This window comes from Yoonia rosea (assembly GCF_900156505.1).
GTDB classification, from domain to species: Bacteria; Pseudomonadota; Alphaproteobacteria; order Rhodobacterales; family Rhodobacteraceae; genus Yoonia; species Yoonia rosea.
In genome coordinates this window covers 1,201,268-1,219,918 of the sequence record NZ_FTPR01000001.1, presented here as the reverse complement: position 1 = coordinate 1,219,918, position 18,651 = coordinate 1,201,268, and the positions used below count along the sequence as shown (strand labels likewise).

Genomic DNA, 18,651 nt, shown 5'->3' with positions numbered 1-18,651 from the left:
TAATGACCCACGCCACCATCGTTGACAGCCACTGCCACCTTGATTTCGCGGATTTTGATGCCGAGCGGGATCAGGTCGTTGCGCGCGCTGTGGAGGCGGGTGTGTCGCGGATGGTCACGATCTGCACGCGGCTGCGTTTGGAGCCACAAGTCCGGGCCATCGCTGAAACATACGCCCCCGTTTTTTATGCTGCGGGCACACACCCGATGAGCGCCGCTGATGAGCCACTGGCGACAGTGGAAGAGCTGATCGCCTTGGCTGATCATCCTAAGTTCGTGGGGATCGGTGAAACGGGCCTCGATTATCACTACACTGCCGAAAGCGCCGCTATTCAGCAGCAGTCCTTGCGGGTCCATATCGCAGCGGCGCGCGAAACCAAGCTGCCCCTGATTATTCACGCCCGTGCCGCGGATGACGACATGGCGCGTATTCTGAAAGAAGAATACGCCAACGGCGCCTATACTTGCGTGATGCATTGTTTTTCCAGCAGCGCCGCCTTGGCAGAGGCCGCTTTGGAGATGGATTTCTATCTGTCCATGTCCGGCATCGCGGCCTTTCCCAAAAGTCAGGACCTGCGCGATATCTTCGGTGCGGCTCCGATCGAGCGTATTCTAGTGGAAACCGACAGCCCCTATCTGGCCCCGCCGCCCCATCGCGGCAAACGGAATGAGCCCGCCTACACCGCCCATACCGCGCGTGTCGGGGCCGAGGTGTTCGGTCTGTCCTATGATGACTTCGCCAAGCAAACGACGGCAAATTTCGACCGTCTGTTCTGGAAAGCCGCCGCATGAGCGACCAGATCAGCTTTCGCATACTGGGCTGTGGATCATCCGGCGGCGTACCGCGCCTCGGCGGGCTGTGGGGGGCCTGTGATCCCACCAACCCCAAGAATGCGCGTAGACGGTGTTCCGTACTTGCCACCCGCACCGGTGCCCACGGACAGACCCGCGTTCTGATTGACACCACACCGGACATGCGCAGCCAATTGCTCGACGCTGGCGTCGGCCTGTTGGATGCTGTGGTCTATACCCATGGTCACGCCGATCATGTGCACGGGATTGATGACCTGCGCATGGTCGTTTTCAACAAACGCGAGCGACTGCAAGTCTGGGCCGATGGCGATACGACCAACGATCTTCTGGGCCGTTTCGGTTATGCCTTCGTGCAGCCCAAAGGATCGTCCTATCCGCCCATTTGCGAACTGAACACGATTGACGGTGATATCACGATCAGCGGGGCAGGGGGCGATATCGTGCTGCGCCCGTTCGCGGTGCAACACGGCTCCATCGAGGCGTTGGGGTTCCGCATTGCCGATGTGGCCTATCTGCCCGATGTCTCATCCATCCCCGATGACGTCTGGCCGGTGTTGGAGGGGTTGGATTACTGGATCGTTGATGCGTTGCGCCGTGAACCGCACCCGACCCATTCGCATCTGGCCAATACGCTTGAGTGGATCGCCCGCGTGGCCCCCAAACAGGCGATCCTGACGAATATGCACAACGATCTGGATTATGAAACAGTCGCCGCAGAGACACCGGAACACGTCAGCCCCGCCTTTGACGGCATGACAATCACCATTGCTGTCCCCTAAGCCGAAGGATCCGACATGGCCGCGCTGATCGACGTTATCCTGCCGGTATTTCTGGTTATCGGCTTTGGCTATGTTGCTGTCTGGAAGGGCTATTTCAGCGATAGCAGTGTCGAGGGGTTGATGAAGTTCACCCAAGGCTTCGCGATACCCTGCCTGTTGTTCCGCGCCATCTCGACACTTGATCTGCAACAGAACTTTGATCTGGCGCTTCTTGCAAGCTTCTACGCCGGCGCATTTACCGGTTTTGTCACGGGATTGCTGGGCGCGCGCTACATGTTCGGGCGCGATTGGGAAGACAGTGTTGTCATCGGGTTTTGCTGCCTGTTTTCAAACTCTCTCTTGTTGGGTCTGCCGATTACCGAACGCGCCTACGGCGCCGGCGCGCTTGAGGCGAACTATGCCATCATCGCGATCCATTCGCCGTTTTGTTATATGGTGGGTATCACTGCGATGGAGATTGCACGCAATCGCGGCGGCTCTGTCGCGGCCTTGCCGGGCAAAGTGCTCAAGGCGATGTTCAACAATGCGCTGATCATCGGCATTTCGTTGGGCTTTGTCGTGAATCTGTCCGGTATTCCATTGCCTTCGGTGCTGACAGACGCGATTGACCTGATGATCCGCGCGGCCCTGCCGGCAGCACTTTTCGGTTTGGGCGGCGTGCTGTACCGCTACCGGCCGGAAGGTGACATGCGCACCATCCTGTTTGTTGTGGCGGTCTCGCTTGTCCTGCATCCTTTGATCGCATGGGGGCTGGTCCGCGCAAATGATCTCTCTGATGCGGCCTTGCGGTCTGCAACAGTGACTGCAGCCATGGCGCCGGGGGTCAATGCCTATGTCTTTGCCAATATGTACGGCAAGGCCAAGCGCGTAGCGGCGTCGGCTGTTTTGATGGGCACGGCCCTGTCGATCCTGACGGTCTGGGTGTGGCTGGCGGTTCTGCCCTAGACGCCTTCGACCACGACGATCATGCTGGATGCATTGTCGCGCCGGATTTGCGCCACCTCTTGATAGGCGGGATCGTGATAGGCCGCCTTGGCTGACGCGTAATCGGGAAACTCGAAAACAACATGGCGGCTGTATTCCGGACCTTCGGGGTGCTCGGACTGGCCCCCGCGCACCAAGGGCCGCCCGCCATAGCCCTGAATGATGGGTGTATTTTCTGTGACATAGGCCTGATACGCCTCTGGGTCCGTCACCGTGACATGGCCAATGATATAGCCTTTGGGCATGCTGCTTCCTCCTTGATAATGGTCGCTTTGTGCCACCATCTCTGGTTCATCTTGTGATGACAAGCGCGCGTTTGCCGGCCTGCGATGCCCGCTTTTGCAGCAGATGCGCCCGATGCGGGCATGTTTGGCGCTGTCAGTCGGCCCAATCGTTGACTTCACATCCGTCACGCTACTTTACCGATACGTCCCCATCGGAGAAGATCAATGCGTTTCCTGCCTGTTTTTGTGTTTGTACTGACTGCGGCTGCGTCGATACTGCAAGCGCAGGGCGGCCCCGCAGCGGTCAGCGTGCAAGCCGTGGAAATGCGTGCATTGGCCGAAACTGTCCCCGTCTTTGCCGAGGTGACAACGGCACGTGACGGCGATGTCGCGGGTCGCGTTGCCGGAAATGTCGATATGGTGGCCGTTCTCGCAGGTACGCGCGTAACAACCGGCGATCTGCTGGTCGAATTGAACGATGATCTGCTGACAATTCAGGTCGCCCAGTCCGAGGCGCAACTGGCCGAAGCCGCTGCAGGTATCGAAACCGCCCGTGCGCGTGTTGACCGGGCCCGCATCGCCCTTGAACGGATTGAGGCGTTGCGCGGCGGGACATCCTTTAGCCAGGGTCGGTTTGACGATGCACAGGCCGATTTTCTGGAAGCAGAGGCCCAGTTTTTCGAAGCACAAGCCCGTGAGAAAAGTGCCGAGTCCCGCCTTGCCGAAACCCGCTATCAGCTTGAGCAGAGCCGGATCACAGCGCCTTTCTCGGGTGTTGTCCTTGAAGTGAACACGATCCCCGGAGCCTTTATTCAGGCAGGCACGCCGCTGGTGCGTCTGTTGGATACTGACGCCTTCGAAGTGCAGGCCAGTGTACCATCGCGCTACACCAATTTCCTGTCTCCCGGCCAGATGGTGTCTGCCAAGACCGAAACCGGTGCCGAACTGATGCTGGAACTCCGCGCGGTTCTGCCAGTCGAGGATCCTTCGACGCGTACCCGTGCCGTGCTCTTTGCCGCGCCATCACTGTCGGCCGAAGGCAACGCCGCTGTCGGGCAAAGCTTGACCGTGGATATCCCTGTTGGCGCCGCGCGTGATGTGCTCTCCGTGCCCAAAGATGCGCTCGTGCAAGGGGCAGGCGGCTGGACCGTCTTTGTCGCCGCCGAGGATCAGGCGCAGCCGCGCAACGTGACATTGGGTGTGCCTCTCGGCGACCGTTATGAAGTGGTTGATGGTCTTGTCGAGGGTGATCTGGTGGTGGTCCGCGGGAATGAACGGCTGCGTCCGGGGCAGGCGATTGCCGCCAATCTGTTGGAGACGAATTGATGGATATCATCCGGTATTCCATTGAACGCCCTGTCGCGGTCATTGCGGCCGTTCTGATGGCCGTCCTTTTTGGTGCGCTCGCACTCACGCAAATCCCGATCCAGCTTGCACCCGACGTACGCAAACCCATCGTTGTGATCTCGACCAACTGGCCCGGTGCCGCGCCCTCCGAGATCGAGCGCGAGATCGTGAACCCGCAGGAAGAAACTCTGCGCGGGCTCGACGGGCTTGAAATCATGACGTCCCGCTCACGCACCGGTCAGGCCGAGGTCACGCTTGAATTTGCGATCGGCACGGACATGAGCCAATCGCTCTTGCTGGTCTCGAACCGCCTTGACCGCGTCGGCGGCTATCCGGCGGAAGCGAATGAGCCGACGTTGAACACCTCTGGCGCCGACGATAGCCCTATCGCATGGGTGCTGGTCACGGCCGCCGAAGGCAATACACAGCCCATGCCGAACTATGGTGATTTCATCGAAGACATCGTCAAGGACCGTGTCGAGCGGATCCCCGGCGTCGCCGCTGTGAACGTCTTTGGCGGGGTGACGCGCGAATTGCAGGTGGTCGTGGACCCGCAGCGTCTGTCACGCTTCGGGCTGACCGTGCCAGAGGTGGTGCAGCGGCTGCGCGCCGAGAATATCTCGATTTCCGCAGGGGATGTGGACGAAGGCAAGCGGCGCTATATCGTCCGCACGGAAAGCAATCTGAACACCGAGGATGCGATCCGTAACGTCGTACTGCGTTCGGATGCAGCAAGCGGCGGCATCGGGCGGGTGCGCGTCAGTGACGTGGCAGATGTGGCCTTCGCCTATCAGGAACCGACCGCGCGGCTGCGGTTCAAGGGCGAACCCAGTCTTGCCTTCAATGTGGTGCGCGAATCCGGTGCCAATGTGATCACCGTGATGGAAGAACTCCGCGTCGTGCTGGACGCGTTGCAGGCAGGGCCGATGACAGATCAGGGTCTGATCCTGCAACAGGTCTATGACGAGACGATCTATATTGAAGGTGCGATCGATCTTGTGACCACGAACATCTATATTGGTGGTGCGCTCGCGGCATTGATCCTGATGCTGTTTTTGCGCTCGCCACGGGCGGTTGTGATCATCTCGCTGTCGATCCCCGTGTCGATTGTCGCGACCTTCGTTGTCATGGCCGCAACTGGCCGCACGTTGAACGTGATCTCGCTTGCGGGTATCGCCTTTGCGGTCGGAATGATCGTGGATGCCGCGATTGTGGTGCTGGAAAACATCTATCGCCTGCGCGAGGCTGGGTATTCACGGCGCGAGGCGGCTTATCTGGGGGCCAAACAGGTCTGGGGCGCGATCCTTGTGTCGGCGCTGACGACCGTTCTGGTCTTTGTGCCCATCCTGGTGATGCAGCTTGAGGCAGGGCAACTCTTCCGCGATATCGCGGTGGCGATTTCGGTCTCTGTGCTGTTGTCGCTGGTGGTTGCCGTTACCGTGATCCCTGCACTGGCCAGCCGTTTGCTGCGCCGCGATGATCAAAAGATGGTCCCGCTTTGGGGGATCGACCACTTGGGGCGGGGGTTCCGTAATCTGGTCATGGCTTACGTGCGCATGACTGTGCGGGTGCGGACAATCGGGATCATCATGGTGACCCTGATTGCCGGCGGTGCTGCGGTGGCCAGCTGGGCCTTTCTGCCGCGTCTGGAATATCTGCCCGAAGGCAACCGCAATCTGGTCTTCGGCCTGATCATTCCGCCCCCTGGCTATAACCTTGAAACCACTGAAACTATTGCGCAGCGTATCGAAGACGTGGCCCAGCCTTTGTGGGAAGTGGCCCCCGAAGCGCAAACCGCTGATGGTGTGCCCGCTATCGACAGTTTCTTTTTCGTGGCCACACCGGGCAATTCTTTCGTCGGTGCCGCAGCGGTTGATAGCCAGCGCGCAGGCGAGTTGATCCCTATCCTCAGCCGACCGATTTTTGCCGAACCCGGCACCTTCGGTTTTATGACCCAACCATCCCTTTTCGGGCGCGGCGTGGGTGGCGGCCGCGCGATTGAACTCAATGTCTCGGGTCAGGACCTTAACGAAATCTTGGCTGTGGCGGGACGCGCGGCAGGGATCGTTTCTGGTGTTCTGCCACGTGCGGAAGGGCATCAGTTCCGGCCTATCCCGGGGCTTGAGCTGGGCGCGCCAGAGGTCCGATTGATCCCTGATCGCCTGCGCCTTGCCGATGCCGGTTTGGACAGTTCCGGGCTGGCGGCCACGGTTGATGCCTTTAACGACGGGTTGCGCGTCGCGCAGATTACCGTGGGGTCAGAGCGTGTTGATCTGGTGCTCAAAGGGGACCCGACCATCCGTGACGCCGCCCGTACCCAAGATGTCGGCAATTATCCCGTTGTCACCCCCGGTGGCCAGATCGTGCCGGTGTCGGCGCTGGCTGAGGTCATGCTGACCGCAGGCCCGACCGAAATCAGGCACCGCGAACGGCTGCGGACGGTCACGCTCGAAGTGCGGCCCGCCGATAACCTGCCCTTGGAACAGGCGGTTGAGATTTTGGAACAACAGGTCGTTGCTGTGCTCGAAGAGCAGGGCATCCCCGGCGATATCCGCCTGAGCGTGTCCGGCACGGCCGATCAACTCAGCCAGACCTGGAACGCGATCCAGATCAACCTGATTGTGGCGCTGATCATCGTCTTTCTGGTCATGGCGGTGCTGTTTGAGAGCTTTATCCTGCCGCTGGTCATTCTGATTGCTGTGCCGGTGGCTGCGGCGGGCGGGGTCGGGGGGCTCGCGGTGTTGAACCTTTACCAGACCCAGCCGATGGACATGCTGACCTTGCTTGGTTTCGTGATCTTGGTGGGCATCGTGGTCAACAATGCGATCCTGATCGTGCATCAGACCCTGTTCCATCTGCGCGAAGAAGGGATGGAGCCAGTTGACGCCATCGAAGAGGCCACGCGCAACCGGATCAGACCGATCTTTATGTCGACACTGACCAGCATCATGGGGATGCTGCCCTTGGTCATCTTCCCCGGCGAAGGGTCCGAGCTCTACCGTGGTTTGGGTGCAGTTGTTGTTGGTGGCCTGTCAATGTCGGCCTTCCTGACGCTTCTGACGGTGCCGCCGCTGCTGCGTCTGGCCATTCGCAAGCCAGACCTGAACGAGGAACGGATTGGTGCGATGGCACCTGCGGAATAGGGGGCTGCGGGTACAGATATTGCGGTCTATCATCACCTCTTCGTGACAAGATGCGAACCATTCGCATTTTCTTTTACAATTGCGAATAAGTCGCATAAGCATCTTTTGGATTGACAGTTCTCTGTGGAAAGGACACTCCAATGACTATGATAAAATGCCTCTCCTTTGTGTGTTGTGCCGCCCTGTTTTCTTCTGCTGCCATGGCCGAAGATGACCGTTTCAAAGCCGTCACCACCTTTACGGTGATCGCCGATATGGCCCAGAACGTGGCAGGTGACGCAGCGATTGTGGAAAGCATCACGCGGGCAGGGGCCGAAATCCACGGCTATCAACCCACCCCCCGTGATATCATTCGCGCGCAGGATGCCGATCTGATCCTGTGGAACGGGCTGAACCTTGAATTGTGGTTTGAACAGTTCTTCAGCAACCTCTCGGACGTGCCCAGTGTGACGCTCTCTGACGGGATCACACCGCTCAGCATCTCGTCCGGGTCCTATGATGGTAAACCCAATCCCCATGCCTGGATGAGCCTTGAGAGCGCGTTGATTTACGTCGACAATATCCGCGATGCGTTTGTCGAACATGATCCTGACAATGCCGAAACCTACCGTGCCAACGCAGAGGCCTATAAGGCCGAAATCACCGCGACGATTGCGCCTCTGCGCGACCAGATCCTTGCTCTGCCTGCCGAACAGCGCTGGCTTGTCACTTGCGAAGGTGCCTTCAGCTACCTTGCGCGCGATTTCGGGATGCAGGAACTCTACCTCTGGCCCATCAACGCCGACAGCCAAGGCACGCCCCAACAGGTGCGGCGCGTGATCGACACAGTGCGCGAGAACGATATCCCTGCCGTATTCTGCGAAAGCACCGTCAGTCAGGCCCCCGCCGAGCAGGTCGCGCGCGAGACGGATGCGGACTATGCGGGCGTGCTTTACGTGGATAGCCTGACCGAGGCGGATGGCCCCGTGCCGACCTACCTTGACCTCTTGCGTGTCACGACGGAAACCATCGCAGCAGGCCTGACTGAATGACCCAAAGCTCCGGCATCATCTCGCAGAATGTGACGGTGACCTACCGTAACGGGCACACCGCACTGCATAACGCGAGCTTTGAAATCCCCACAGGGACGATCACCGCCCTTGTGGGGGTAAATGGTGCCGGAAAATCAACGCTGTTCAAGGCGATCATGGGGTTCGTGCCTGCCGCACGCGGCGAAATCTCGGTGCTTGGCATGCCGGTGGCCGAGGCGTTGCGCCGCAATATCGTGGCCTATGTGCCGCAATCCGAAGAGGTGGATTGGTCGTTTCCGGTCCTTGTCGAGGACGTGGTCATGATGGGCCGCTACGGGCACATGGGGTTCTTTCGCCGCCCGAAAGCGGCTGATCATGCGGCGGTGAGTGACGCGCTGGCGCGGGTAAATATGTCGGAATTCCGCAAGCGTCAGATTGGCGAATTGTCCGGCGGTCAGCGCAAGCGGGTGTTTCTGGCCCGCGCCTTGGCGCAGGAAGGGCAGGTGATCCTGCTTGATGAGCCCTTTACCGGCGTTGATGTGCAAACCGAGGATGCGATCGTCGCCCTCTTGCGCGATCTGCGGGATGAGGGGCGGGTGATACTGGTCTCCACCCATAATCTCGGGTCTGTGCCAGAGTTCTGTGACCGCACAATTCTTGTCAAGCAGACGGTGCTGGCCTACGGTCTGACCTCGGATGTCTTTACCCATGAAAACCTCGAAATCGCCTTTGGCGGCGTGTTGCGGCACTTCGTGCTGGGCGGTTCAGACCTGCACGACGATGATGACAGCCGCCAGATCCGTGTGATCACCGATGACGAGCGCCCCTTTGTTGTTTACGGCGAGGGCGGCGACACCGAGAAAGAGCCCACATGATCGCGCTTTTGCTGGAACCTTTCAGCTATGGCTACATGTTCAACGCCATGTGGGTCAGTGCGTTGGTCGGCGGGGTTTGCGCGTTTCTCTCTGCCTATCTGATGCTCAAAGGCTGGTCGCTGATCGGTGATGCGCTCAGCCATTCGATCGTGCCGGGCGTGGCGGGGGCCTATATGCTGGGTCTGCCCTTTGCTTTGGGGGCCTTTGCCGCAGGCGGGTTGGCCGCAGGGGCGATGCTGTTTCTCAACCAGCGTTCGGGCCTGAAAGAGGACACGATCATCGGGCTGATCTTTACGTCCTTCTTTGGACTGGGGCTTTTCATGGTGTCGCTGTCGCCAACATCGGTCAGCGTGCAGACGATCACGATGGGCAACATCCTTGCGATCACGCCCTCCGATACGCTGCAACTCGCGATCATCGGCTTTGTGACCCTGGCTGTGCTGCTGGCCAAATGGAAAGACCTGATGGTCGCATTCTTTGACGAAAACCACGCGCGGTCCATCGGGCTGCGGCCTGATCTGTTGCGCGCGGTGTTCTTTACGCTGCTTGCCGCTTCTTGCGTTGCCGCTTTGCAAACCGTGGGTGCTTTCTTGGTCATTGCCATGGTCGTAACACCGGGGGCAACGGCCTATCTGCTGACAGACCGTTTCCCACGCTTGTTGGTGCTGAGCGTCACCATCGGGGCCGGAACCAGCTTTGTTGGCGCCTATCTCAGCTATTATCTTGACGGTGCCACAGGCGGGATCATCGTCACATTACAGACACTTATCTTTCTTGCGGCCTTTGTTTTCGCACCCAAACACGGCTATCTGGCCGCGCGCCGCCGTGCGGCCGCTGCACTGGAGGGCAATTGATGGAAACGCTCCTCTTTCCTTTCCAGTTCGCCTTTATGAACAAAGCCTTCCTGATGATGGCGATCATTGCTGTGCCGACAAGCTTGCTGTCCTGTTATCTTGTGCTCAAGGGGTGGTCGCTGATGGGCGATGCCATCAGCCACGCGGTGCTGCCGGGCATTGTTATCGCCTATATGCTGAATATCCCGCTCATCATCGGGGCCTTTGTGGCGGGGATGACCTGCGCGCTCAGCACCGGGTTTCTGGCGGCCAATAGCAGGGTCAAGCAGGATACCGTCATGGGGATCGTGTTTTCGGGCATGTTCGGCTTCGGCCTTGTGCTTTACACCAAGATCACAACGGACGTGCACCTCGATCACATCCTCTTTGGCAATATGCTTGGCGTGGATGGCACAGACCTCTGGACCGCTGGCATGATTGCCGCGTTTGTTGCGGTCATCATTCTGGTCAAGCAACGCGAATTCATGCTCCATGCCTTTGATCCGGTACAGGCGCAGGCGGTCGGGTTGCGGGTGGGCTGGCTGCATTACGGGCTGTTGGCGCTGATTTCGCTGACAATCGTCGCCACGCTTTCGGCGGTGGGGATTATCCTGTCGATTGGCCTGTTGATCGCACCGGGGGCGATTGCGTTTCTGCTGACGAAACGCTTTGCGCTGATGCTGCCGATTGCGGTGGGGGTGACGATGTTCGCAGGTTTCTCGGGCGTCTATCTGAGCTTCTTTCTCGACAGTGCCCCTGCGCCAACGGTCATCCTTGTGCTGACAGCGATCTTTATCGTGGCATTCGTGCGGGCGAACCTGAAGGTCCGCCGCACCACCGCGACACTGAATGACGCCGCAGGCTAACGCCCGAGCACAGCGCCAATCTGTTCAGCCAGTTTGAGCAAGGCAGCCGATTGCGCAGCGGCAATGCTTTCGACGGATCCGTCCGTCACCTGTTCGATGATGTCAAAACGATGGGTGCTATTGCGGAAGTTTACCCCTTCGCTGGCAACAAAGAACTGACCGCGCAGCTCGAACGTCCCGTCCAGCCCCCCCAGCATCCGCTCGACCCGCACGTCCACGGACACATCGGGCAGGCCGATGAAGGGCCAGGGGTCTGGGCCGACATCGGTGTTCAGAATGTCGCTGAGGGTGCGTGTCAGGATCAATGTGACCGCGCGCTCGGGCTCATCCGCCCAGAGCACGTCTTCGCGCAGTGTGATGCGCCCGTCCGCAGTTTTGACGGCAATCTCTTCTGCGGCGGCATATGTCGGCAGAGACACCGTCCGGATCATGGCGCTGCCCACCAAGGGACGCAGTTCAACCGAGGAGGAGAGCGGTGTCATCGCGACACGCTCGGCCAGAGGGGAACAGGCGGCAAGCGCTGTCAGGACAAGGACTGTGAAGCGTGAAAGCATGATTTACCGTCCGATCAACAAGGAATTGGGGTTTCGTTCGATGGTGCGCGCGAGCGAGGAAATCGCATCGGACGCTTCTTGAATATCGCGCAACGTCGACAGCGTCTCGGCGCTGAAGCGGGACCGCTCGCCATAGCTGTTCACGACCGTCGTAATCTGGGTCACCAGATCATTTGCGCGCGCGGAAAGGGCGGGCAGGGTGCTGACGGCGTCTTCGACTGCGCTGGCCGCTTGACTGGCCGAGGCAAGAGCGTCGTTCACGTTTTCAATGGCACCGCCTTCGCGGACTTCATCAAGGAAGGTGCGCAAAGACACGAGGGCGGCGTTGGCTTCGGCTGGGAAGGCAATCGCATCGTCGGTCCCGATGAATGCATCAACCGCGTTCAATGTCTCGGTTGCAGACGCGACCAACGCCTCCAGTTCAAGCTGGTTGGCACGGGTCGTCAGTGCTTCGATATCGGCGGTGATCTGCGGCAGGTTTTGTGTGGCCTGTTCGATATTCGTGGCCGCCTGTGCCGCGGTCGCGATCGCCGCATCAAGGTTCGTGATGATACCGGTTTCGCTGGCCTCGGCCACAAGACCATTGATGTCGTTGATGACAGTGCGCAGGTCATTGGGAATGGCCTGCAGATCGTCCGATGCGATCAAGGCACGGGATTCGTCCAGCAGCGATAGAAGGGCCGCCGGTGCGTTACGGGTGGAGTCGTCATTCGCCAACCGCTCGATGCTATCCATAAGATCAATTGCACCATCCATCAGTTCTTCGACGGGCAGCGCATTGATGCGCGACAGCAGGCCTTCGGCGGTGGCGGCGACGTCCGAAATTTCTGAATCCGTTGAGGGAATGACCGGATAATCCCCCGATGTCAGGTTCATAATCGCAGGCAGCGCGTCCTCGACTTGAACCAGTTCGACAAAAAGCGTACCCGCCAGAATATTCCCTGTCACCATCCGTGCCCGCAGGCCGCGCGTGACAAAATCCGACAACAGGTTGAACGCGTCTTCGACAGTAGCGTCAGTGCCCATCCCGAGGCGGGAAGGTTCAACCGAAAGCACCGCCTGCAAACGGACTTCGGCGTCGCTGCCCTGACCGAGCACGATGGCGTTCAGGTCGCTGACCTCGCCGATGCGGATGCCTTGAAAGCGGACTTCGGACCCGACCGCCAGACCACTGACCGATTGTTCGAAAAGCACCGCGACACGCAACACTTCTGCATTGGGATCGGTGAAGAGGCTTTCGCGCGCGGCCTCTTCGCTGTCGAAAATGTCAAAGGTGGCGCCATCCTGAATTGGTCGACCGCCCGAAACGACAGTATCAAATGCAATCCCGCCTTCGATGACAGAGGCCAGTGAGCTGACGTTCAAAGACACGCCGCCGGTGCCGAAAGAAACGCTAAAGCCCGATGTGTCCCAGAACCGCGTGCTGCTGGTGATGCGGCGGTCATAGGGGCTTTCGATAAAGGCGGTGACGACAACCTGACTGCCATTGAGTGAAAGCTGGGGCTGTTCGAGATAGCCGACCTCAATGCCCTTGTGCAGCACCGGCGCCCCCGCCGAGATGCTGCCGCCATCATCTGCGCGGAGTGTCACTGTGGTGCCGCGCTGGTTTGCGCGGGTCAGAATAGGCTCTTCCAGACCAACGAACTGTGTCTGGGCCACATCCGCCTCTGTATCCCAGTTTCCTTCGATATAGACGCCGGACAAGACGGTATCGAGGCCGGTAATGCCGCGCACGGACACATCAGGGCGCACAACCCAGAACTGGGCGTCATCATCAAGAAAGGGCGCGACGGTTTGATCAATCCGCGCATGCACAAGCACATCGGTCAGACCATTCGAAAACTCGACATCCTCCACCTCGCCAATGGTAACATCGCGGTATCTGATACTGGTTTCTCCGGCCGTAATGCCTGCCGCGTTTTCAAAGCTGATCGTGATCAGCGTGCCGCGATCCGCATAGTTCTGCCATGCAGCCCAAAGTGAAATCGCCAAGGCCATGATGGGCACAAGCCAGACCAGCGACAATCGCTGCCAGATCTTCTTTTTGACGGGTCTCACGTCGAGCGGTGCGGGCCCGGTTGTTTGCGGATCACTCATTGCTGCTTGGTCCTGTCTGCGTCCCAGATCAGGCGGGAGTCAAAGGCCTGTGCGGATAACATTGTAAAAATAACGGACAACGCAAAGCTGACTGCCGCGATGCCGGGGTTGACGGTTGCGATGGTGTCGAGTTGCACGAGTGCCGACAGGATTGCAACGACAAAGACGTCGATCATGGACCAGCGCCCGATGAACTCGACCACCTCATAAGCCACGTGGCGTTCATGCTGGTTATCACCGGAATGGCGCTGGACGCTGATGGCCAGATACATGATGGCGACGAATTTCCCGACGGGGATCATCACCGAGGCGACAAAGACAATGAGCGCAATGCCGTAAGAGCCGTGATCGAAAAGTTCGACTACGCCGCCGATGATGGTGCTCTCCGAGCGTTCAACCAGCGTCGACGTAAGCAACATCGGATAGATATTGGCCGGAATATAGGCGATCATGCCCGCGATCAGCCACGCCCAAACTTTCTGCAGGCTCTCGGTGTCGCGGCTAACCAACCGCCCTTCGCACCGCTTACAGATGCGCGTTTCCAGCGGGTGCACCTGTCCGCATTGCTGACAGGCCACCAATCCGGCGTTGCGGGCCGTAATCAGGCCGAGGCTTTGTCCAGCGTTTCCCAAATCGAATACCTACAAATCAATTGATCTTTGAGCACGGTAATCACCACGACCCCGGCGAAGGCCCAAAATGCTGGGCCAATTGTGACAGCGGCTAGTCCGGCCACTTTAATCAGCGCTACAGTCACACCAACGATGAAAATTTCAGCCATGCTCCAAGGGCGCAGTTTTTCAGCCAATGCGAAGGCTTTGCGCGCACCTTGGCGTGGCTTGGCCTCGCGCACCAGCGGACCCAGCGCGTATATCAGCGCACTCAGGCGGATCAGCGGGATCACGATGATAAAGAAGGCAACTGCGACCGCCAAAGGAAAGGCATAGCCGTCTTTAAACGCCATCACCGCGTCCAGAACCGATGTCGCGTTCTGCAGACCGCCCGCATCCAGTGTCAGGAAAGGAAAGCTGATTGCGGCAATCATCATCACGAAGGCGGTCAACGCGAGGCTGAGCACGCGCGCGATGGCCGAAGGTTGCGAGGTCATCAATACAATGCCGCAACGCTGACAGTGGGCCTGCGAATTCTCTGGCAGGTTACGCGCCATATGCAGCGTGTCGCACTGCGGGCAGGCGACAAGATCATCAAGGGGCGTCGTGTGTATGCTCACGCGGTTCGGGCTCCTGTCATCGCGGGGACCTGCCCCAGACGTCACGCGACGTTATCGCGTATGGGACAGATATGCTACGTCTGCCGCCACGACAACTCACCTTGCGGAGAGTATGTGCAGCGCGACAGCTTCTGGTCCCACTCTTGGGGCGGTTATGGCTGTCCGGTAGGCTGCGATTTCTCTTTCAGATACGGGGCGATTGGCTTTGGCGCACCAAAGACCGGATTCATCCGATGAATTGCCCCTTGCGGGTGGCGGTATGATCACCACAATGGCGCCAACTGTTTCTGGAGGATCACCATGAAAACGACCCGCACCGCGCTTCTGAGCGTTCTCGCTGCCGCCTGCCTGTCCACAGCTGCCGTCGCGCAGGAGGTCACGTTGCGTCTGCATCAATTCTTGCCAGCGCAGGCCAATGTGCCTGCACATATTCTGGATGTCTGGGCCGATCAGGTCGAGGCCGACAGTGATGGCCGTATCAAGATTGACCGTTTTCCGTCCATGCAACTGGGCGGCACACCGCCGCAGCTGATTGATCAGGCGATTGATGGTGTCGCCGATATCATCTGGACAGTGGCAGGGTATACGCCCGGGCGCTTCCCGCAGCTTGAGGTTTTCGAGTTGCCGTTTCTTTCCCCCGATGCCGAAGCCACATCACGCGCGTTTTGGGAACTGGCCGAAACACGGATGATGGACACTGATTTTGCCGCCTTCAAACCCCTTGGGCTTTGGGTGCACGGCCCCGGTGTGATCCATGCCAACCGCCCTGTCACAGACGTGGCCGATTTGCGCGGTCTGAAACTGCGCGCGCCCACACGCACAACAACAACGCTGTTTACCGAATTGGGTGCAACCGCTGTCGGGATGCCGGTGCCTGCGGTGCCCGAATCCCTGGCACGTGGTGTGATTGATGGGGCTGTGATCCCGTGGGAGGTCGTTCCTTCGCTCAAAGTGCAGGAACTGGTCACCAACCATACAGAATTTCCCGGTGAGGCCCTTTATACAACCGCCTTCATTTTCGCCATGAACCAACAGGCCTATGACGATCTTCCCGCCGACCTGCAGGCGGTCATCGATGCCAATTCCGGGCTTGAATTCTCCGCTTTTGCGGGACGCACCATGCAAGACTACGATGCCCCCGGGCGGGCCTTGGCCCAAGAGGCGGGCAACACGATCATCACGCTGACGCCTGCACAGGTTGCTGACTGGCGCGCAGCCAGCCAACCCACAATTGACAACTGGATTGCCCAGGCCGATGCGGCAGGCATTGATGGCACAGGGCTTTACCAAGAGGCGCAGGCACTGATTGCCAAAAACGCCGCAGGCAACTAAGCCGCGCATATGCTGCACAGCGCGATTCATAAACTCGCCAATTTCATGGCCCTGCTTGGCGGCATCGTGCTGTGCCTGCTGGTGCTGATGGTCTGCGTCAGCGTGAGCGGGCGCGAACTCAGCGATCTGGCCCACGGTGGTTTTCTGCGCGGGCTTGGTGACTGGCTGATTGATCTGGGTGTCGGTCCCATCCTTGGTGATTTCGAACTGGTCGAAGCGGGCGTGGCTTTTGCAATCTTTGCCTTCTTGCCGCTGACACAGCTCAGCGGGGCCCATGCACGCGTCGATGTCTTTACCCAAGGCCTCGGGCCGCGCGTGAATGGTGCACTCAGCACGTTCTGGACCGTTGTAATGGCGGGGATCATCGTCCTGATCACATGGCGGCTTTATGCGGGGATGCAGGACAAGATCCGCTATAACGAAACCTCTTACCTGATCCAGTTTCCGATCTGGTGGGCCTATGCCGCAAGCTTCTGTGCCGCCGTCACCGCCAGTATCGTCAGTCTCTATTGCGCCGCTATGCGGCTGACAGGACAGCGCGACATATGACCGATCTGACCTTGGGCTTTTTGTCCTTTCCTGTGCTGCTCTTGCTGATCTTCCTGCGTGCGCCGATCGGGCTTGCGATGCTTCTGTGCGGTATCGGCGGGCTGTGGTTGGCGACCGACGGCACCACCGTGTTCATGGCGCGGCTGAAATCCGAGGTGTTTTCGACCTTCTCAAGCTACAACCTCTCGATCATCCCGATGTTTCTGCTGATGGGCCAGTTCGCGACCTATTCGGGCATGTCGCGATCCCTGTTCAAAGCGGCGGAGGCATGGCTGGGCCACCGCAAGGGCGGCATGGCGATGGCCTCGGTCGGGGCCTGTGCGGGGTTCGGGGCGATCTGCGGATCATCGCTTGCGACAGCGGCCACGATGAGCAAGGTCGCCCTGCCGGAATTGCGCAAATACGGCTATTCGGGCGGGTTTTCGACAGCGACGCTTGCGGCGGGCGGAACCTTGGGCATCCTGATCCCGCCGTCTGTGATTCTGGTGATCTATGCGATCCTGACAGAGCAGAACATTGCCACGCTGTTTGCGGCCGCCTTTATTCCCGGCATCCTTGCGGCCCTGGGCTATATGCTGACCATTGCCGTCTATGTCCGGCTCTACCCCGATCAGGCAGGCACCCGCCCGCGCGTGCCTTACACCGAGCGGATCAGGGCGCTGGGCGCTGTCTGGCCGGTTCTGATCGTCTTTGGTCTGGTTGTGGGCGGCATCTATCAAGGCTGGTTTACCCCGACCGAAGGGGCGGCGGTCGGTGCGATGGGCACAGGTCTGATTGCGCTTTTCTCGGGATCGCTGAACTGGCAGGTCTTTCGTCAAAGCATTACCGAAACGGCCACGGGCACGGGCATGATCTTTTTCATCGTGCTGGGGGCCGCGTTCTACAACGGGTTTCTGGCGCTGACACAGGTACCGCAGGAACTCTCCGGATGGGTCACAGACCAAGGGTTCAGCCCGTGGATGGTGATGGTGCTGATCCTTGTGTTCTACCTGATCCTTGGCTGCCTGATGGACAGCCTGTCCATGATCCTGCTGACGGTACCAATCTTCTGGCCCGTCATCTCGGGCATGGATTTCGGCATGACGACCGAGGAACTGGCGATCTGGTTTGGGATCATGGTGCTGATCGTGGTCGAGGTGGGATTGATCACACCGCCTGTGGGGATGAACCTTTTCATCATCAACAGCATGGACAAGGACACGCCGATGACCGCTACTTACCGGTCGGTGCTTTTCTTTGTAGGCTCTGATGTGCTGCGGGTCTTTATCCTGCTGATGTTCCCTGCAATCACGCTGGTGTTTGTCTAGAGTCCCGACCCTAAGCAGACATGCCGTTCTGAATAGGTTCGCCGTTCAGCTCGATATCGCAAGGCAGGGCGCATTCGATGACGCGTCTTGCATTGGGAATATCGTTGCCTTCGGCGCGGCGGGTCGCCACGGCAGAGGAGTAGTTCAGACTGAGCCAGCGGTGGATCAGGCGCGCGCGCAACTCCGGCATCGGGACATTCACACGCACCGACAGGTCCCAGAGCTTTGCAAGCGCAGACCAAGGGGCTTCGTTGAACATCAGGTAATTGCCCTCGACAATCACAACGCGTGCGGCGGAAGGCACGGCAACAGCGCCGGCGATGGCCAAATCGCGTGTGCGATCAAACACAGGCGCAAAAACCTCTTCGCCGGTCTTGAGCGCGCGGATGAGGCGCAAGAACCCGGGCGCATCAAAGGTCTCTGGCGCGCCCTTGCGGGGGAGCAGATTACGCGCCTCAAGGACGCGGTTATCAAGATGAAACCCGTCCATCGAGACCACGATAGACTTGCGCCCCTGCGCATTCAGACGCCGCGCGACCTCGCTGGCCAAGGTTGATTTTCCACACCCCGGCGCACCGGTAATCGCCAGCAGATAGCGGTCACTGTCCTGCTCCAGAACACGCTCAGCAAGCGTGTTGGTGTGTGTATTCAAGGTATTCACTGCATTTGCCTCTGGGTTAGCCCCGGCTTTTGGAAAAGCATACCGTG

Annotated in this window: 18 protein-coding genes; 12 read left to right on the top strand and 6 right to left on the bottom strand. The window is 59.3% G+C overall.

The genetic code is table 11. The features are described from left to right. The first annotated feature begins 2 nt into the window (after positions 1 to 2). The 3 genes from B0B09_RS05990 to B0B09_RS05980 are packed head-to-tail and all read left to right on the top strand — an operon-like array spanning position 3 to position 2,536. Positions 3 to 791: a TatD family hydrolase gene (locus B0B09_RS05990; protein WP_076658754.1), complete on the top strand. Its 789-nt coding sequence runs from the start codon at positions 3 to 5 to the stop codon at positions 789 to 791. Further along, on the top strand, positions 788 to 1,591 hold the full coding sequence (locus tag B0B09_RS05985; protein WP_076658751.1) for an MBL fold metallo-hydrolase: 804 nt from the start codon (positions 788 to 790) through the stop codon (positions 1,589 to 1,591). Before B0B09_RS05990 ends, B0B09_RS05985 begins: the two co-directional genes overlap by 4 nt. A 15-nt stretch (positions 1,592 to 1,606) precedes the next feature. Beyond that, positions 1,607 to 2,536, top strand: a complete 930-nt coding sequence (locus B0B09_RS05980) for an AEC family transporter (RefSeq protein ID WP_076658750.1) — start codon at positions 1,607 to 1,609, stop codon at positions 2,534 to 2,536. Here B0B09_RS05980 and B0B09_RS05975 read toward each other — a convergent pair. Then, positions 2,533 to 2,820 carry a DUF1330 domain-containing protein gene (locus B0B09_RS05975; RefSeq protein ID WP_076659819.1) on the bottom strand — a complete coding sequence of 96 codons (288 nt, stop codon included), beginning with the start codon at positions 2,818 to 2,820 and terminating at the stop codon, positions 2,533 to 2,535. The genes B0B09_RS05980 and B0B09_RS05975 overlap by 4 nt on opposite strands. 204 nt (positions 2,821 to 3,024) lie before the next feature. Here B0B09_RS05975 and B0B09_RS05970 point away from each other — a divergent pair, with 204 nt between their 5' ends. From B0B09_RS05970 to B0B09_RS05945, 6 genes are all read left to right on the top strand, one after another. Next, positions 3,025 to 4,125, top strand: coding sequence for an efflux RND transporter periplasmic adaptor subunit (locus tag B0B09_RS05970; protein WP_076658749.1), 1,101 nt, complete (start codon positions 3,025 to 3,027; stop codon positions 4,123 to 4,125). After that, entirely contained in the window at positions 4,125 to 7,289 is a 3,165-nt protein-coding gene (locus B0B09_RS05965) for an efflux RND transporter permease subunit (RefSeq protein ID WP_076658748.1), read from the top strand. The genes B0B09_RS05970 and B0B09_RS05965 overlap by 1 nt, the downstream gene beginning before the upstream one ends. A gap of 146 nt (positions 7,290 to 7,435) precedes the next feature. After that, positions 7,436 to 8,320 carry a metal ABC transporter substrate-binding protein gene (locus tag B0B09_RS05960; RefSeq protein WP_110549947.1) on the top strand — a complete coding sequence of 295 codons (885 nt, stop codon included), beginning with the start codon at positions 7,436 to 7,438 and terminating at the stop codon, positions 8,318 to 8,320. Next, positions 8,317 to 9,174, top strand: coding sequence for a manganese/iron ABC transporter ATP-binding protein (locus B0B09_RS05955; protein WP_076658746.1), 858 nt, complete (start codon positions 8,317 to 8,319; stop codon positions 9,172 to 9,174). The genes B0B09_RS05960 and B0B09_RS05955 overlap by 4 nt, the downstream gene beginning before the upstream one ends. Beyond that, the gene (locus B0B09_RS05950) at positions 9,171 to 10,028 is read left to right on the top strand and encodes a metal ABC transporter permease (RefSeq protein ID WP_076658745.1); all 858 of its coding nucleotides are present in this window, start codon (positions 9,171 to 9,173) and stop codon (positions 10,026 to 10,028) included. Before B0B09_RS05955 ends, B0B09_RS05950 begins: the two co-directional genes overlap by 4 nt. Then, a complete protein-coding gene (locus B0B09_RS05945; RefSeq protein ID WP_076658744.1) occupies positions 10,028 to 10,873 on the top strand; it encodes a metal ABC transporter permease in 846 nt (281 codons plus the stop codon). The genes B0B09_RS05950 and B0B09_RS05945 overlap by 1 nt, the downstream gene beginning before the upstream one ends. Here B0B09_RS05945 and B0B09_RS05940 read toward each other — a convergent pair. The 4 genes from B0B09_RS05940 to B0B09_RS05925 are packed head-to-tail and all read right to left on the bottom strand — an operon-like array spanning position 10,870 to position 14,755. Beyond that, entirely contained in the window at positions 10,870 to 11,427 is a 558-nt protein-coding gene (locus tag B0B09_RS05940) for a PqiC family protein (RefSeq protein WP_076658743.1), read from the bottom strand. The two genes, B0B09_RS05945 and B0B09_RS05940, sit on opposite strands and share 4 nt — an antisense overlap. 3 nt (positions 11,428 to 11,430) lie before the next feature. Continuing rightward, positions 11,431 to 13,524, bottom strand: a complete 2,094-nt coding sequence (locus B0B09_RS05935; protein ID WP_084190733.1) for a PqiB family protein — start codon at positions 13,522 to 13,524, stop codon at positions 11,431 to 11,433. Next, positions 13,521 to 14,156, bottom strand: a complete 636-nt coding sequence (locus B0B09_RS05930) for a paraquat-inducible protein A (RefSeq protein ID WP_076658742.1) — start codon at positions 14,154 to 14,156, stop codon at positions 13,521 to 13,523. The genes B0B09_RS05935 and B0B09_RS05930 overlap by 4 nt, the downstream gene beginning before the upstream one ends. Then, positions 14,126 to 14,755, bottom strand: coding sequence for a paraquat-inducible protein A (locus B0B09_RS05925; RefSeq protein WP_242654348.1), 630 nt, complete (start codon positions 14,753 to 14,755; stop codon positions 14,126 to 14,128). Before B0B09_RS05925 ends, B0B09_RS05930 begins: the two co-directional genes overlap by 31 nt. 300 nt (positions 14,756 to 15,055) lie before the next feature. Between B0B09_RS05925 and B0B09_RS05920 the strand changes: the two genes are divergently transcribed. From B0B09_RS05920 to B0B09_RS05910, 3 genes are read left to right on the top strand one after another with little or no spacing between them, the layout of a single operon-like run. Continuing rightward, positions 15,056 to 16,087 (top strand): TRAP transporter substrate-binding protein, encoded by a 1,032-nt coding sequence (locus B0B09_RS05920; protein WP_076658741.1) that lies wholly within the window; start codon positions 15,056 to 15,058, stop codon positions 16,085 to 16,087. Positions 16,088 to 16,096: 9 nt separating this feature from the next. Next, positions 16,097 to 16,636, top strand: coding sequence for a TRAP transporter small permease (locus B0B09_RS05915; RefSeq protein WP_055293171.1), 540 nt, complete (start codon positions 16,097 to 16,099; stop codon positions 16,634 to 16,636). Beyond that, entirely contained in the window at positions 16,633 to 17,943 is a 1,311-nt protein-coding gene (locus tag B0B09_RS05910; RefSeq protein WP_076658740.1) for a TRAP transporter large permease, read from the top strand. The genes B0B09_RS05915 and B0B09_RS05910 overlap by 4 nt, the downstream gene beginning before the upstream one ends. 10 nt (positions 17,944 to 17,953) lie before the next feature. On the opposite strand, the gene B0B09_RS05905 is transcribed toward B0B09_RS05910, so the two are convergent. Beyond that, complete coding sequence (locus tag B0B09_RS05905) at positions 17,954 to 18,604, bottom strand: P-loop domain-containing protein (RefSeq protein WP_076658739.1); 651 nt, start codon at positions 18,602 to 18,604, stop codon at positions 17,954 to 17,956. Positions 18,605 to 18,651 lie beyond the last annotated feature (47 nt).